This is a genomic window from Bradyrhizobium sp. LMG 9283 (genome assembly GCF_045571415.1).
Lineage (GTDB): Bacteria > Pseudomonadota > Alphaproteobacteria > Rhizobiales > Xanthobacteraceae > Bradyrhizobium.
Genome location: NZ_CP120691.1, coordinates 5,736,814 through 5,752,048 on the forward strand (window position 1 = coordinate 5,736,814; position 15,235 = coordinate 5,752,048).

The 15,235-nt window shown below is 64.4% G+C and carries 14 protein-coding genes; all 14 read right to left on the reverse strand.

The genetic code is table 11. The annotated features are described in order from the left end of the window. Positions 1 to 150: 150 nt before the first annotated feature. Positions 151 to 1,221, reverse strand: coding sequence for a multiple monosaccharide ABC transporter substrate-binding protein (gene chvE, locus P6U29_RS27220; protein ID WP_407113183.1), 1,071 nt, complete (start codon positions 1,219 to 1,221; stop codon positions 151 to 153). 73 nt (positions 1,222 to 1,294) lie between these two features. Beyond that, the gene (locus P6U29_RS27225; protein ID WP_407119431.1) at positions 1,295 to 2,173 is read right to left on the reverse strand and encodes an SMP-30/gluconolactonase/LRE family protein; all 879 of its coding nucleotides are present in this window, start codon (positions 2,171 to 2,173) and stop codon (positions 1,295 to 1,297) included. Then, positions 2,173 to 3,249 (reverse strand): aldose epimerase family protein, encoded by a 1,077-nt coding sequence (locus tag P6U29_RS27230; RefSeq protein ID WP_407113185.1) that lies wholly within the window; start codon positions 3,247 to 3,249, stop codon positions 2,173 to 2,175. The genes P6U29_RS27225 and P6U29_RS27230 overlap by 1 nt, the downstream gene beginning before the upstream one ends. A 2-nt stretch (positions 3,250 to 3,251) precedes the next feature. Then, positions 3,252 to 4,178, reverse strand: a complete 927-nt coding sequence (locus P6U29_RS27235; RefSeq protein ID WP_407113187.1) for a Gfo/Idh/MocA family protein — start codon at positions 4,176 to 4,178, stop codon at positions 3,252 to 3,254. Beyond that, a complete protein-coding gene (locus P6U29_RS27240) occupies positions 4,175 to 4,951 on the reverse strand; it encodes a FadR/GntR family transcriptional regulator (protein ID WP_407113189.1) in 777 nt (258 codons plus the stop codon). The genes P6U29_RS27235 and P6U29_RS27240 overlap by 4 nt, the downstream gene beginning before the upstream one ends. Next, positions 4,948 to 5,928, reverse strand: a complete 981-nt coding sequence (yjfF, locus tag P6U29_RS27245; protein WP_407113191.1) for a galactofuranose ABC transporter, permease protein YjfF — start codon at positions 5,926 to 5,928, stop codon at positions 4,948 to 4,950. Before yjfF ends, P6U29_RS27240 begins: the two co-directional genes overlap by 4 nt. Then, entirely contained in the window at positions 5,925 to 6,917 is a 993-nt protein-coding gene (locus P6U29_RS27250; protein WP_018647699.1) for an ABC transporter permease, read from the reverse strand. Before P6U29_RS27250 ends, yjfF begins: the two co-directional genes overlap by 4 nt. Beyond that, complete coding sequence (locus P6U29_RS27255; protein ID WP_407113193.1) at positions 6,914 to 8,455, reverse strand: sugar ABC transporter ATP-binding protein; 1,542 nt, start codon at positions 8,453 to 8,455, stop codon at positions 6,914 to 6,916. Before P6U29_RS27255 ends, P6U29_RS27250 begins: the two co-directional genes overlap by 4 nt. A 113-nt stretch (positions 8,456 to 8,568) precedes the next feature. Beyond that, a complete protein-coding gene (ytfQ, locus tag P6U29_RS27260) occupies positions 8,569 to 9,534 on the reverse strand; it encodes a galactofuranose ABC transporter, galactofuranose-binding protein YtfQ (protein ID WP_407113195.1) in 966 nt (321 codons plus the stop codon). Positions 9,535 to 9,959: 425 nt separating this feature from the next. Next, positions 9,960 to 11,132 (reverse strand): fumarylacetoacetate hydrolase family protein, encoded by a 1,173-nt coding sequence (locus P6U29_RS27265; protein WP_407113197.1) that lies wholly within the window; start codon positions 11,130 to 11,132, stop codon positions 9,960 to 9,962. 133 nt (positions 11,133 to 11,265) lie between these two features. Continuing rightward, positions 11,266 to 12,243 carry a HEAT repeat domain-containing protein gene (locus P6U29_RS27270; RefSeq protein ID WP_407113199.1) on the reverse strand — a complete coding sequence of 326 codons (978 nt, stop codon included), beginning with the start codon at positions 12,241 to 12,243 and terminating at the stop codon, positions 11,266 to 11,268. Between the two features lie 2 nt (positions 12,244 to 12,245). Further along, positions 12,246 to 12,479, reverse strand: coding sequence for a ferredoxin family protein (locus tag P6U29_RS27275; protein WP_011085981.1), 234 nt, complete (start codon positions 12,477 to 12,479; stop codon positions 12,246 to 12,248). Between the two features lie 31 nt (positions 12,480 to 12,510). Then, a complete protein-coding gene (locus P6U29_RS27280) occupies positions 12,511 to 14,253 on the reverse strand; it encodes a fumarate reductase/succinate dehydrogenase flavoprotein subunit (protein WP_407113201.1) in 1,743 nt (580 codons plus the stop codon). A 102-nt stretch (positions 14,254 to 14,355) separates the two neighbouring features. After that, positions 14,356 to 15,129, reverse strand: coding sequence for a ferredoxin--NADP reductase (locus tag P6U29_RS27285; RefSeq protein WP_407113202.1), 774 nt, complete (start codon positions 15,127 to 15,129; stop codon positions 14,356 to 14,358). Positions 15,130 to 15,235 lie beyond the last annotated feature (106 nt).

Below are 15,235 nucleotides of genomic sequence, written 5' to 3' on the forward strand. Positions count from 1 at the left end.
GAAGCAATCCAGACTCTCTCCTCGGTGGCAGACTGGATTGCCTCGCTGCGCTCGCAATGACGGAGTGCATAGCAACCGCCGCCCGTGTGGAGAGAGCCCCTCACCCCGACCCTCTCCCCGTAAGAACGGGGAGAGGGAGAAGTGAGAAGCTTACTGGAACTGCGACTTCTTGTAGTAGCCGCTGTCGACCAGCACCTTCTCCCAATTGTCCTTGTAGACCACCACCGGCTTGAGCAGATAGGACGGTACGGTCTTGACGCCGTTCTCATAGGTCTTGGTGTCGTTGACGGTGACCTCTTTGCCGGCGAGCGCGGCGTCGACCATATCGGCGGTCACCTTGGCGAGGTCGCGGGTGTCCTTAAAAATGGTCGAATACTGGTCGCCGCGCAGCATGGCCTTGATCGAGGGCACTTCGGCGTCCTGGCCCGAGATAACAGGCATCGGCTGATCGGCGCTGCCGTAGCCGACGCCCTTGAGCGAGGAGATGATGCCGATCGAGATGCCGTCATAAGGCGACAGCACGGCATTGATCTTCTTGTTTCCGTAGTAGGCGCTGAGCAGGTTGTCCATGCGGGCCTGCGCGGTGGCGCCGTCCCAGCGCAGGGTTGCGACCTTGTCCATGCCCATCTGGCCGGAGACGACGACGAGCTTGCCGCTGTCGATATACGGCTTCAGCACGCTCATCGCGCCGTTGTAGAAGAAGTAGGCGTTGTTGTCGTCGGGCGAGCCGCCGAACAGCTCGATGTTGAACGGACCCTTGCCTTCCTTGAGGCCGAGCCCCTTTTCGATCGATTGCGCCTGGAGCACGCCGACCTGGAAATTGTCGAAGGTCGCGTAATAGTCGACGTTCGGCGTGCCGCGGATCAGGCGGTCATAGGCGATCACGGTGGCGCCCTTGGACTTGGCCTGCTTGAGCACGTCGGACAGGGTGGTGCCGTCGATCGCGGCGATCACCAGCACCTTCGCGCCTTTTGTCACCATGTTCTCGACCTGCGAGAGCTGGTTCGGGATGTCGTCCTCGGCATATTGCAAATCGGTGTTGTAGCCGCGCTCCTTCAGCACTTTGACCATGTTGTTGCCGTCGTCGATCCAGCGCGCAGAGGATTTGGTCGGCATGGCGATGCCGACGGTCGCCTTCTGGGCGGAGGCGGTGACTCCTGTGGCCATCGTAGCAGCGCCGGCCAGCGCCAGCGCCAGGAATGTCGTCTTCAGTTTCAGCATGTTTCACTCCCTTGGGTTTCAGACTGTTTTCTTCGTAGCGTCGAGAAGGTGGTGGTCGGCTGCCTCTGGTCTCCTATGCAAGCTTGACGTCGGGTTCCGCGCGTCCGCGCGCGGATGCCTCCAGTAGAAAAGTGCAACCGGCTTGCGGATCGGCGGCGCGCGCGGCCGCGTCCATGTCCTGCCAGGCCGAGGTGACGAGCAGGCGCGACAGATCGGGGCCGACGAAGGCGGGACAGCTCCCCTGCTTTGCCGGCACGCTCAGCGAGCGAAGGCGCTCGCCTTGCGGAGAATAGACATCGATACGGCCGGCACCCCAGCAAGCATTCCAGATCCTTCCATCGGCATCGCACACCGAGCCATCAAGACCGCCGATGCCGGTGTGGCGCAGTAGCACCTCCGGCTCGCCGCGCGGCAGGCCGGTCGCGGGGTTGAGCGGCACGGCATAGAGCACGTCGCGCGGAGTGTCGGTGAAATAGCCGATGGCGCCGTCAGGCGAGAAGCAGATCGAATTGGGAATGCTGATGCCCGGAAACAACGTCGAGAGTTTCCCCCGATGGAGCGCGTAGATCGCGCCCGCCTGCGGCTCAGCCCTCTTGCCCATGGTGCCGATCCAGAACGTGCCCGATTGATGCACGCGGCAATCGTTTGAGCGCGTCGCCGGATTGTCCGCTTCGAGCGGACAGAACAGCGTCATCGCGCCGTCGGCGAGCGTGCGGACGTAGAGCCCATCCTCGGCCACGATCAACTGCCGTTCGGCATCGATGCGCCCGAGCGCGCTCGCCATCCGGCCGAGTGCGTGGATGCGAATGCCGCCGCTGCCGAGCCGCGCCTCGAACAGCAGCGCTTCGCGGATGTCGAACCACCAGGCCGTATCGGTGGTCACGTCATAGGTCGGACCTTCGCCGAGGTGGCAAGGATGGTCCGACAGGACAGTCGTTGGCACCTGATCCATCATGGCGACCTCGCCGAAAAGCGATAGACCGTGTGATGGCGATACACCTCGCCGGGATCAAGGAGTGGGCTTGGGAAGTCCGGCCGATTCGGCGCGTCAGGCCAGATGTGTGGCTCCAGGCACATGGCGTCCGATTGACGGATGAGCTTGCCGTCCTTGCCCGAAATAGTGCCGTCGAGATAGTTGCCGGAATAGATCTGGAGTCCAGGCTGATCGGTGAACAGCTCCATGATGCGCCCGGAGCGCGGCGCCTCGAGCCGCGCCGCGAGCGCAAGCTTGCCATCGCGCCCGAGGCAGTAGGTGTGATCGTAGCCCCTGCCGTTTCGCAATTGCTGATCGCTCTCACGGATCCGCTCACCGACCGGCCGGGCCCGGCGGAAGTCGAACGGCGTGCCGGCAACCGCGCGGGGCGGCTCCGGCAGCGGAATGGCCGTGGCATCGATGGCCAGGAAATGGTCTGCGGCGACCGTCAGCTCGTGATCGAGAATGGACCGACCCGACGTCGCGCCCTCCAGGTTGAAGAAGCTGTGGTTGGTCAGGTTGACGATGGTCGTCCGGTCCGTCCGCGCCTCCATGACGAGCGACAGTTCGGCCGGACCGGTGACGCGATAGGTCACGCGCACGTCGAGCCGGCCGGGATAGTTCTCTTCGCCATGCGGGCTCGTATAAGTGAGCGTCACCGCGGACTCAGCGCCCTCCTCGATCGCGGCAATGTCCCAGAGCTTGCGGTCAAAACCATCGAGGCCGCCATGCAGCGCGTTCGGGCCGTTGTTGACGGGAAGCTGCACCGTCTCGCCATGAAGCGAAAACTGTCCCTTGGCGATGCGGTTGGCGTAGCGGCCGACCGTGGCGCCAAAGAACTTTCGTTCGGCGAGGTAGCCCGCGAACGCGTCATGGCCGAGTACGACGTCGTCGTATCCGCCTTTGGCATCCGGCGCGATCAGCGCTTGCAGCACCGCGCCGTAGCTGACGATGCGCGCCTCGAAGCTGCCCTCCCCGCGCAACACGACGCGCTCGACCTTGCGGCCATCCGGCAACGTCCCGAAAACGTCTCTTGTGACTTTTGATGCGGCCATGCTCAATCCACAAACGGTTCGACGATCGTGCGCTTGCCCAGCAGGAAGGCGTCGGCGACGAGACGGAGCGGCGTCAGATCGACGTCACTTGCGCCGGTCGCCGCGAGCTCGACGAAGCGCCGGTAGAGTCCGCGATATTCCTCATCCGGCGCCTCGGCAAGCAGCTTGCCATCGACGGCCATGCGCGCGCCGCCGTTGGACAGAGTCAGCCGGCCCTGATCGGTTTCGACAACGATATCCCAGCTCTGCGGCCCGGTCTGGCGGAAATCGAACTCGGCGGTCACAGGCAGACCGCTGATATCCGTCAGTATCAGGTTCGCCGCGATCGGCGCCTGGCAATTGGCTGGAAAGGCCAGCTCGGCCGCGGTGACGAACACCGGCTTCGGCAGAATCCTGGTCAGGATCGACAGCGCGTTGATGCCGGGATCGAACACGCCGAGACCGCCTGGCTCCCAGATCCAGCTCTGCCCGGGATGCCAGACACGGACGTCTTCCTTCCAGCTGATGTGCACGGAGGCGATGCGGCGCTCGGCAAGCCATTGCCGCGCCGGCTCGACCGCCGGCGCATAGCGCGAATGCCAGGTCGCAAACAGTGTCCGCTTCGCACCCGCCGCCATCGCGATCAGCGGATCAAGCTCGGCAACACCGGCGCCGGGTGGCTTTTCCAGCATGACATGCTTGCCGGCGGCGAGCGCGGCTGCCGCCTGGGCGCGGCGCACCTGCGGCGGCGTGCAGAGCGACACCGCGTCGATCGGCGGACCTTTTTCCAGCAGCTCCTCGATCGTCGCGAAATGCGGCAGGTTCGGCAGCGAAGCATTGCGGCTGGCGACAGCGGCGAGCGTCGCACCCGGTGTCGCGGCGATTGCACTGAGGTGCTGGTCGCGCGCGATCTTGCCGAAGCCGACGATGGCGATGCGAAGCTCAGTCACGATCTCTCTCCGGATTTCGCAGATGACAACGGCTCGGCCGGCGCAGTTTCGATCACCGCACCCTCGTGGCGCCGCATGCCGTTGTGAATGACATAGACCATCGCCTCCGAGGCGGCGTCGGCATCACCAGCCGCGATCGCATCGACGATTTTTTGATGCCAGAGCAGCACGGTGTCGCGGTCCTCCGCCTCGACCGGGGCGCTGAGCAGGAACGAGGCGCGCAGCGCGGCCTCGATGACATGCCCGATCGAGCGCATGAACAGATTGCCGGAGGCGCGCGCCACGGCCACATGAAGCGCGAGATCGGCATCGGCAAAGCCCACCGAGTCGGACGCCTCATGCCGCATGCGCTCCATGCTGCGGCGGAGCTCGGCCAGATCCTCCTCGGACCGCTGCGCCGCTGCGAGCATGGCCGCACGTGGCTCGACCGCGAGACGGATCTCGGCAAGGTCGTTGAGGAAGCGCTTGTCGATTCCGGCGTCCAGGTGCCAGGCCAGCACGTCGGCATCGAACATGTTCCAGGCGCCGCGTTCGCGCACCACCGTGCCGACGCGCGCCTTGGTGGTGAGCAGCCCCTTGGCAACCAGCGTCTTGACGCTCTCGCGCAGCACCGGCCGCGACACGCCGAACATCGCGATCATCTCGGCATCACCGGGCAGGCGCGTGCCTTCCGCGTAGCGGCCGGCGATGATGTCGACGCCGATCGAGCGGGCCACCTCCGCATGGTTCGAGTGGGCCCGCCGCGTCGGGATGACGACGATGCGCGAGGTCATGTGGCTGCTCCTGCACTCTTCCTCACCGGCCGGCGTGCAAGCGCGACCAGCCCCTGCTGCAAGGCGATGAAGGCGAACAGCAGCACGCCGGTCGCGATCTTGGTCCACCAGCTCGACAGCGTCCCGTCGAAATTGATGTAGGTCTGGATCAAACCCTGGATCAGCACGCCGAGGAAGGTGCCGATCACCGAGCCCTGCCCGCCCGTGAGCAGCGTGCCGCCGATCACGACGGCGGCAATGGTGTCGAGCTCGACGCCGACGGCGGAGAGCGAGTAGCCGGCACTGGTGTAGAAGGAGAAGACGATGCCGGCGATCCCTGCGAGCAAGCCCGACAGCATGTAAATCTTGATCGTCATTTTGCCGACGGCAACGCCCATCAGGCTTGCGGTCGTGCGGCTACCGCCGAGCGCATAGACGTTGGCGCCGAACCGCGTGAGATGCAGCAGCATGGCGCCGCCGATCACGATCACGAGCATGATGATTGCGATCGCCGTCAATCGGCCACCGCCGGGCATCCGCAGCGCGAAGTCCGATACGGTGGAATACACCGGCGCGGTGATCGGCACCGATTCCGTCGACAGCAGGAAGCTTGCGCCGCGGGCGAGGAACATGCCGGCCAGCGTCACGATGAAGGGCGGCAGGTCGAAGACATGGATGACTGCGCCCATCGCAGCGCCAAAAGACGCTGATAGCGCGAGGATGGCCACGAAGGCGGCCAGCGGCGGCACGCCCCAGCGCTCGATCGCCAGCGCAACGAACACGGTGGTGAAACCGATCACCGAGCCGACCGAGAGATCGATCCCGCCGGAGATGATGACGAATGTCATGCCGGTCGCGACGATGCCGAGAAAGGCATTGTCGGTAAGAAGATTGCCGACAACACGAGTAGAGGCGATGTTGGGGAATTGCACGGCGCAAGCTGCGAAGCCAGCGACGAGCACGATGGTGGTGATGAGGACGGGCGGCAGGCCTTTCATGCCTTGGTTCTCCGCAGCCGCGCGGCGATCCCGGCGAGACCTGAGAATTTCGGCGATTGCAGCAGCAGCACCGCGAGCACCACCACCGCCTTGACCAGCAGGTTGAACTCCGGCGGATAGCCCGACAACAGGATGCCGGTGTTCATGGTCTGGATGATCAGCGCGCCCAGCACTGCGAGCACGAGACTGAAGCGGCCGCCGAACAGCGAGGTGCCGCCGATCACCACGGCGAGGATGGCATCGAGCTCGAGCCAGAGGCCGGCATTGTTGGCATCCGCTCCCATGATATCGGCCGCCGCGATCACGCCGGCGAGCGCGGCGCAGACGCCGCACCAGACATAGACGGCCAGGATCATCGCGCGGGTGCCGACACCGGCGAGCTCGCTCGCCCGCGCATTGCCGCCGGTCGCCTCGATCAGCAGCCCGAGCGCCGAGCCGCGCACGACTGCACCGGTGAGGATCAGCATGCCCAAGGCAATCACGACCGGCACTGGCAGGCCGAGCACCGAGCCATTGCCGAGCCAGACCAGATCTGGCGAGGAGAACGTCACGATCCGCCCTTCGGTGATGAGCTGGGCGATGCCGCGCCCCGCGACCATCAGGATGAGCGTGGCAACGATGGGCTGCATGCCGAGCACCGCGACGAGAAAGCCGTTCCAGAGGCCGCAGACGAGGCCTGCGCCGAGCGCGGCCGCCAGCACCACCGGAAGGCCGTGACTGTCGGCAAGGCTCGCCGCGATCGCACCGCAGATCGCCATGACCGCGCCAACCGAGAGGTCAATGCCACGCGTTGCGATCACCAGCACCATGCCGAGCGAGAGCAGCGCCACTGGCGTGCCGCGGTTGAGCACGTCGATCAGGCTGCCGAACAGACGGCCGTCCTGGAGGCGCAGGTCGAAAAACTGCGGCGACACCACGCGATCGACTGCGAGGATGACGATCAGCGCGAGGATCTGGGCGAGGCCGCGGCGCGGCAGCAGCGCTGTCATGCCCGGGCCTCCTGCATCGCGGCGCCGTCGGCGGCGATGGCGGCGAGAATGTTGCCGACGTCGATCGCCTCGCCCGCGAGCTCCTCGACATGGGCGCGGTCGCGCAGCACGACGACGCGATCCGAATAGGTCACGATCTCATCGAGCTCCGATGAGATCACGAGCAGTGAAAGCCCATCGTGGCAGAGCTCGCGGATCAGGCGGATGATTTCGGCATGCGCGCCGACATCGATGCCGCGCGTAGGTTCATCCAGCACGAGGAGCCGCGGTGATGTCGCGAGCCAGCGCGCCAGCAGCACCTTTTGCTGGTTGCCGCCGGAGAGGAGCCCCACCGGGCGTTCCGGATCTGACGGGCGGATGTCGAGCATCTTGACGTAGCGGAGCGCGATCTCGTCCTGTTCGCGGCGTGAGAGCGGGCGATGCAGGCCGCGCTTGGCCTGGAGAGCGAGCACGATGTTCTCGCGCACGCTGAGCTCGGCAACGATGCCGTCGGTCTTGCGCTCCTCCGGGCAATAGCCGAAACCATGGCGGACGCCGTCGCGCGGCGACTGCAACCGCACCGTCGCGCCTTCCACCCTCGCCTGTCCGCCGTCAGCGCGCTCGGCACCGAACACCAGCCGCGCCGTCTCGGTGCGACCCGAACCGAGCAGGCCGGCCAGGCCGACGACCTCGCCGTGGCGCAGCTCGAGATTGAACGGCGCGATATAGCCGGCCTTGCCGTAACCCTCGAAGCTCGCGCAGATCTCGCGCGCCGCGTGCTCGGTGGCGGAAGCCCGCACGCTGGTGGTCTCGGCCAGCTCGCGGCCAAGCATCATCCGGATCAATTCCAGCCGCGGCAGCGAGGCGGTCTCGCGCTCGCCGACGAGGCGGCCGTTGCGCAGCACGGTGATGCGGTCGGAGATCTCGTAGACCTGGTCGAGGAAGTGGCTGACGAAGACGATGCCGATGCCACGCTTCGCCAGCTGCCGCATGATGCCAAAGAGGACCTCGACCTCGTGACGGTCGAGGCTCGCGGTCGGCTCGTCCAGGATCAGCACGCGCGCGGAGAGATCCACCGCGCGGGCAATCGCGGCGACGTGCTGGATGGCCACCGAATAATTGCCGAGCGGCGCGGCGACGTCGATATCGAGGCCGAAATCTGCAAGCAACGCCTTGGCGCGGCGGCGCATCTCGCCTTCTCGCACGATGCCGAAGCGCATCGGCTGGCGATCAAGGAATAGGTTCTGGGCCACCGAGAGGTTCGGCAGCAGGTTAACCTCCTGGTAGACGGTGGCAATGCCGACGCCAAGCGCCGCTTTGGCCGAGCGCGGCGCGACCTCTTCACCGCCGAGCCGGACAATGCCGGCATCGCGCGGGAATACGCCGGTGACGACCTTGATCAGCGTGGACTTGCCGGCGCCGTTCTCGCCGAGCAGCGCATGGATCTCACCGGCACGCAGTGTGAAGTCGACCTCCTGCAGCGCACGCACCGCACCAAAACTCTTGCTGATCCCGCGCACCTCCAGCAGCGGCGAAGCAGGATCAAAGCTGTTTTCCATCGCGACGTCACTCCCACCGGCGCCCGCCACTGAAGCGGACACCCAGCCTATTCGTTCCCGCAGCGGTTTCGAAGGGGGGCCGGACCGCAGGCCGCGGGCTGGCGAAGCCCGCCTCAGTAACCGAGGCCTTTCTTGCTGTCGTAGATCTTCTGCGGATCGTCGGCGGCGGTATAGAGCTTGGACTCGGTCTGGATCCATTTCGGCGGTACCGTACCCTTGTCCTTGAACGCCGCGATGGCATCGAGCGCAGGCCCGGCCATGTTCGGCGTCAGCTCGACGGTGGCGTTGGCTTCGCCGGCGGCCATCGCCTTGAAGATGTCGGGCACCGCGTCGATCGAGACGGTGAGGATCTCCTTGCCGGGCTTAAGGCCGGCTTCCTTCATCGCCTGGATCGCGCCGACCATCATGTCGTCATTGTGCGCGTAGACGGCGCAGATCGACTTGCCGCCGCCTTCGGCCTTGATGAAGCTCTCCATCACCTCCTTGCCCTTGGCGCGGGTGAAGTCGCCGGTCTGGCTGCGCACCACCTTCAGATTCGCATGCTTGGCAATCGCAGTGTCAAAGCCCTTCTTGCGGTTCGCGGCGACGCTGGCGCCGACCGTGCCCTGCAATTCGACGATGTTACAGGCCTTGTTGCCGACCGTCTTCGCCAGCCAGTCGCCGGCCACCTCGCCCTCGTGCACGCTGTCGGAGGTGACGGCGGTGAGATAGAGGTCCTTGCCGGAGGGATCGATGTCGCGGTCGAGCAGCACGACCGGGATCTTGGCCTCCTTGGCTTCCTTCAGCACCGAATCCCACCCCGTCGAGACGACGGGTGCGAGGAAGATCGCATCGACATTCTGCGCGATGAAGGAGCGGATCGCCTTGATCTGGTTCTCCTGCTTCTGCTGGGCGTCGGCGATCTTGAGATTGACCTGGCGCTTGGCTGCTTCCTGCTTGGAGACCGAAGTCTCAGCCGCCCGCCAACCGGATTCCGATCCGATCTGCGAGAAGCCGATGGTGAGCTGGCCGGCACTGGCCGGCAGCGCGAGCAGCAAGGCGGTCATGGCGCTGGCCGCAACGAGGACTTTAGGGGTCATCAGGCGTGTCTCCCAAGATGTTATCCGGGGCGCCGATTGGTAGCATGGCACCCTCAGGCCGGCCTTTGAGCCGACGGAAGGCACTATTTCACGGAAGCTGGGTTCCGACTAGTCATATTATTTGACTATTCGGGGGAAACGCCCGAAAGCGATCGCGCGCCGTTCTATGACACGCTCAGCGCGATTTTGTTCCGCAAATGCAACGCGGGGATGAAGGAAATTTTGCGGCGATGCAGGCGCAGTTAGCAGCCGTCGCAACAATGGTGCGCTCCCTCATCCCGTTCTTACGGGGAGAGCTTGGGGTGAGGGGCTGCTTCCGCAAAGATGGTGAGAGAGAGAGACTCGCGGAGAGTCCCCCTCACCCGAATTCGATCTTCGATCTAATTCGACCTCTCCCCGCAAGCGGGGCGAGGTGAAGCCAGCGGCTAAATCAGCTTCCGCTGCGCCAGGTTCTTCATCAGCGCGCCGATGCCGAAGGTCCAGGGCTCGCACTCGTCGCTGGTGCGCATGCGGTTGACGAGCTTGCCGAGCTCGGGCGCTGCTATCGTGACGATGTCGTCGCGCTTGTGGGTGAAGCCCTGCCCCGGCGCGTCGCGATCCTTCACGGGTGCGAACATGGTGCCGAGGAATAGCACGAAGCCGTCAGGATATTGATGCACCTTACCGATGGTCTGCGCGACGAGATCGGTCGGATCGCGGCTGATCTTGCTGATCGAGGAATGGCCGTCGAGGACGAAACCGTCCGTGCCGGTCACGTTCAGGCTGATGTCGAGCTTGCGCGCGTCGTCGAGCTTGAAGGTGTCGTCGAACAGACGCAGCAGCGGACCGATGGAGCAGGACGCATTGTTGTCCTTGGCCTTCGAGAGCAGCAGCGCCGAACGGCCTTCGAAGTCGCGCAGATTCACGTCATTGCCGAGCGCACCGCCGACGATCTTGCCGCGGCTCGAGACGAACAGCACGAGCTCGGGCTCAGGATTGTTCCAGGTCGATTTCGGATGCAGCCCGGCATCCATGCCGGTGCCGACCGAGGACAGGGTCGGCGCCTTGGTGAAGACTTCGGCATCCGGGCCGATACCGACTTCGAGATACTGGCTCCAGGCGTTCTGATCGATCAGCACCTGCTTCAGGTGCATCGCCTGGTCCGAGCCCGGCTTGAGTTTTGACAGATCGTCGCCGATCAACCGCGTCACCTCTTTGCGGATCGCCTCGGCCGAGGCCGGATTACCCTTGGCGCGCTCCTCGATGACGCGTTCCAACATCGAGATCGCGAAGGTGACGCCGGCAGCTTTCAAGGTCTGGAGATCGACCGGCGCGAGCAGCCACGGCTTCTTGGAATCGCGACCATCGGGCGCCGTATTGGCCACAATGGCTTCGAGATCGCCGATGCGTTCGCCCTTGGTCGCAGCGAGCGCCTTGGCCGGATCGTCCTCCTCGCACAGCGCGCTGATGGTCGGAAATCGTGCGGTAACGTCGAAGACGCCGTCGCCCCGGACGGCGACCACGGCCGGACCATTCACCTGCGGCAGCCAGACGCGGCCGGCCAATGTCCCCCGCGTGCCGTCCTCGGGGAGAAGGTCTTTCACAGTCAATGTCGTCATGGCCGGCGTCCTCGCTGTTTCTCAGGATCGGCCGCATTTGCAGCGGCCGATCCCATTGGCGAAGACCAATAAACGTCTGGCGGGGGAAGTCCAGAGCGGCAGCGAGAAGCCGCTATGCCGCCGCCCGCGCCTCTTATGCCCCTGCTCGCGCCTTGCGCGCCGCGATCTGCTGCAGCGCCCACCGCGCGTTCTTGCGCACGTCGGGATCGGGATCGTCCGCAATCACCGCCAGGAACGCCTCGCCGTCGGGATTGGCGATCTCGCCCAACGCCGCAGCGGCCTCTTTCCGTAAATTCGCCTGATCGTGGTTGACGCAATGGCCGATCGGCCGCACGGCGCGCTCGACCTTCATCTTGCCGAGGCTGCGGATCGCCTTCAGCCGCACCTGCCAGAATTCGTCGGCGAGGCATGCGATCAGTTGATCGGCGGCGAGCGAACCGTTGACGTTGAGGCCCAGCGTTTCAGCCGCCATCTCGCGCACCATCCAGTTGATATCGTTCAGCGCGCGCGTGATGGTCTCGGCCGCAGGTTTCATCTGCGAGAACGACAGCGCGCTCACGGCGGCACGGCGCACGTGGGCGTCCGGATCGTTGATCAGCGCTGTCAGCGCGGGAATGGATTCTTCCAGCTTGAGGAAGCCGATCACGCCGATCGCCTGCACGCGCACGGCGGCGTCAGCGTCCTGGAGCGCTTCCAGCGCCGGCTTGAGCGTGTCCTTGCAGCGCAATTCCTTGAGCGCACGCAGCGCGCCCATGCGGACGAAGGCGTGGGCATGCTTCACCAGCGGCAGGATGATCCCGGCGCAGGCCGGATCCTTGAACTCGGCCATGCTGTCGGCCGCGGCTGCCGCAACGATCCTTTCGGGGTCGACAAGCAGCTTGACCAGTGCGCTCGCGGCCTCCGACCCGTCGAACTCGCCGAGCGCCATCGCGACCTGCTGGCGCACGCCGGCATCGGGATCGGCGACCATGTTGGCGAGATGCGCGACCGCGGCCGGATCGCCGGAATGGCCGAGGGCGATGATCGCGACACGGCGCTCGGCGGGATCGGCAGCCTGAAGCCGCTCATCGGCGTCCTCCAAGTCGTCGTAGGATTCGAACGGGCTCGACATGATCACCTCAACAGATAGGGAATGTTGACGGTGACGGCGCCGGTCGGGCAATCGGCCTCGCAGGGCATGCAGTACCAGCACTCGTCATAGGCCATGTAAGCCTTGTTGGTCATCTCGCTGATGCGCAGCACGTCGAGCGGGCAGACGTCGACGCAGACGGTGCAGCCCTTGTCCGCGATGCATTTGGCGTCGTCGACGACCACCGGAACCGATGTCTGATAGGACGCGAGAGGCATTTGATGTCTCCTGTTGCTGTGTTCTGGTGGATCAGGCAGTCGCGCGGATGCGCTGCTTGTCATAGAGGTCCTTCTCGTCGTCGGAGATCGGCACGACGTACGGTTCGACTGCGCGCTTCTCGCTGGTCATCTTGCCGTCGCGCTTGCTCAGCAGCGTGTGGCAGAACCAGTTCTCGTTGTCCTTCTCCGGGAAATCCGTGCGCCAGTGATAGAGGCCCCAGCGGCTCTCCTCGCGGTAGAGCGAGGCGTGAGCGGCCATATCAGCGCAATCCATGATCGACTGCACTTCGAGGGCGCGGAGCAGCTCGTGCGCGTTGCGCGCGATCATGCGCTCCTGCATGTCCTCCCGCGCTTCCGCGAGGCGGCGCATGCCGAGCTCGTATTTGCGCGTGACTTTCGGCGGCTGGAGATAGTCATTGACCAGGCGGCGGGTCTTGTACTCGATCTGGTTCGGCGGAATGCCGTCCTCGCGCTGGGTCGGCGCCATCACGCGGTCGCGCTCCAGCGCGACATCGGCAGCGTCGAGCTCCGCAAAATCGTGGCTGTCGGCGAACTCCATCGCGTCGATGCCGGCGACCGAACCATTGGTGAAGGCGCCCAGCATGTAATTGTGCGGCACGCTCGCCATGTCGCCGGCTGCGTAAAGACCGGGAACGGTGGTGCGTGCATTGTCGTCGACGAACACGCCGGAGGCGCTGTGGCCGGAGCAGAGGCCGATCTCGGAGATGTGCATTTCGATCGAATCGCTTCGGTAGTCGACGCCGCGCCCCTGCTGGAACAGGCCGCGCGTCGGACGCTCAACTTTGTGCAGCGTGGACTCGATCTCGGAGATGGTGTCGGGATGCAGATGCTTGAGCTGGAGGAACACCGGCCCCTTGCCTGACAAGAGCTCGTTGTAGAACTCAAGCATCATCTGACCTGACCAGTAGTCGCATTCGATGAAGCGCGATCCTTCGTTGTTCGCTGTGTAGGCGCCGAAGGGACCGGCGACATAAGCGCAGGCCGGGCCATTATAGTCCTTGATCAGCGGATTGATCTGGAAGCATTCGAGGTTCGCGAGCGCCGCGCCGGAGTGATAGGCCATGGCGTAGCCGTCGCCGGAATTGGCGGCGTTCTCATAGGTGCCGAACATGTAGCCGGAGGTCGGCAAACCGAGCCGGCCGGCCGCGCCCATGCAAAGGATCACGGCCTTGGCCTTGATCACCAGCATCTCCGCCGTGCGGGTATTGACGCTGATCGCACCGGCGATGCGGCCATCAGATGACTTCAGCAGCCGCGTCGCCATGTAGCGGTTTGAGATCAAGATGCGGGCGCGGCGAAGCTGGCGATACAGCGCCTTCTTCACGGTCTCGCCGTTCGGCATCGGCAGGACGTAGGTGCCGATATGGTGCACCTTCTTGACGGCGTAGTCGCCGTTCTCGTTCTTGAGGAAGCGGATGCCGAAACTGTCGAGCTCTTCGATGATTTTGTAACAGTTCTGCGCGTATTTATAGACCGCCTTCTGGTCGACGATGCCGTCGTTGGCGATGGTGATTTCCTTGGTGTATTGCTCCGGCGTCGCATAGCCGGGGATGACGGCGTTGTTCAATCCATCCATGCCCATTGAGATCGCGCCGGAGCGTTTGACGTTGGCCTTTTCGAGCAGGACGACATTGGCCTTCGGGTTCTTCAGCTTCGCCTTCAGCGCCGCCATCGGCCCGGCCGTGCCGCCGCCGATCACCAGCACATCGCAGGAAACTTCCGAAAGTCCATCGACAATCTGATCTAGTGCCATCACTTGCTCCTGGTTCGCCGATGCCCGGCGCCTTTGCATCAGATTTGTTCAGGTGGATGTCCGGCGATAGCAATTAGTTGTCGCCGGGATGCGATTTGCGCCTCAGCGCTCGACGAAGGCCTTTTCGATGACGAAATGGCCGGGCTGGCTGTGATTGCCCTCGACGAAGCCGCGTGCGGCGAACATCGCGTGCAGCTCCTCCAGCATCGCGGGGCTGCCGCACAGCATGATGCGGTCGGTCTCGATATCAAGGCCTGCCTGCCCGATGTCGTCGAACAACTGGTTTGAGGCGATCAGGTCGGTAATGCGGCCGCGGTTCCGGAACGGCTCGCGGGTGACGGTCGGGTAATAGACCAGCTTGTCGTGGATCAACGGGCCGAAGAATTCGTGGCTGCGCAGGCCCGCGACGAGATGCTCGCCATAGGCGAGTTCCGAAATCTGGCGGCAGCCATGGGCGAGCACGATGGACTCGTAATTCTCGTAGACGTCGGGGTCTTTGATCAGGCTGGCGAAGGGCGCGAGTCCCGTGCCGGTCGAGAGCAGTAACAGGCGCTTGCCGGGAATGAGATTGCCGGTGATCAGCGTGCCCGTCGCCTTGCGGCCGACCAGGATGACGTCTCCTTCTCTGATCTTCTGCAGGCGCGAGGTCAGCGGTCCGTCCTGCACCTTGATCGAGAAGAATTCGAGCGCCTCCTCGTGATTGGCACTGGCCATGCTGTAGGCCCGCATCAACGGCTTGCCTTCGATCTCGAGCCCGATCATGGCGAACTGGCCGTTCTGGAAGCGGAAGCCGGGATCTCGCGTCGCGGTGAAGCTGAACAGGGAATCGGTCCAGTGCCTGACCGACAAAACCGTTTCGTTCTGAAATGCGCTCATGATCTCTCCTTCGCCATCGGTGACGTCCAAGGTTTCCGAGAGAGGAGAGTCCGGCAATTCGGAAGTGAAATTCCCGGTCGATTAGTTTCACATTTCGCGAGCGATG

Coding starts and splice junctions, on each gene's coding strand:
- chvE (WP_407113183.1), bottom strand. CDS start 1,221: ATGCTGAAACTGAAGACGACATTCCTGGCGCTGGCGCTGGCCGGCGCT.
- P6U29_RS27225 (WP_407119431.1), bottom strand. CDS start 2,173: ATGGATCAGGTGCCAACGACTGTCCTGTCGGACCATCCTTGCCACCTC.
- P6U29_RS27230 (WP_407113185.1), bottom strand. CDS start 3,249: ATGGCCGCATCAAAAGTCACAAGAGACGTTTTCGGGACGTTGCCGGAT.
- P6U29_RS27240 (WP_407113189.1), bottom strand. CDS start 4,951: ATGACCTCGCGCATCGTCGTCATCCCGACGCGGCGGGCCCACTCGAAC.
- yjfF (WP_407113191.1), bottom strand. CDS start 5,928: ATGAAAGGCCTGCCGCCCGTCCTCATCACCACCATCGTGCTCGTCGCT.
- P6U29_RS27250 (WP_018647699.1), bottom strand. CDS start 6,917: ATGACAGCGCTGCTGCCGCGCCGCGGCCTCGCCCAGATCCTCGCGCTG.
- P6U29_RS27255 (WP_407113193.1), bottom strand. CDS start 8,455: ATGGAAAACAGCTTTGATCCTGCTTCGCCGCTGCTGGAGGTGCGCGGG.
- ytfQ (WP_407113195.1), bottom strand. CDS start 9,534: ATGACCCCTAAAGTCCTCGTTGCGGCCAGCGCCATGACCGCCTTGCTG.
- P6U29_RS27265 (WP_407113197.1), bottom strand. CDS start 11,132: ATGACGACATTGACTGTGAAAGACCTTCTCCCCGAGGACGGCACGCGG.
- P6U29_RS27270 (WP_407113199.1), bottom strand. CDS start 12,243: ATGTCGAGCCCGTTCGAATCCTACGACGACTTGGAGGACGCCGATGAG.
- P6U29_RS27275 (WP_011085981.1), bottom strand. CDS start 12,479: ATGCCTCTCGCGTCCTATCAGACATCGGTTCCGGTGGTCGTCGACGAC.
- P6U29_RS27280 (WP_407113201.1), bottom strand. CDS start 14,253: ATGGCACTAGATCAGATTGTCGATGGACTTTCGGAAGTTTCCTGCGAT.
- P6U29_RS27285 (WP_407113202.1), bottom strand. CDS start 15,129: ATGAGCGCATTTCAGAACGAAACGGTTTTGTCGGTCAGGCACTGGACC.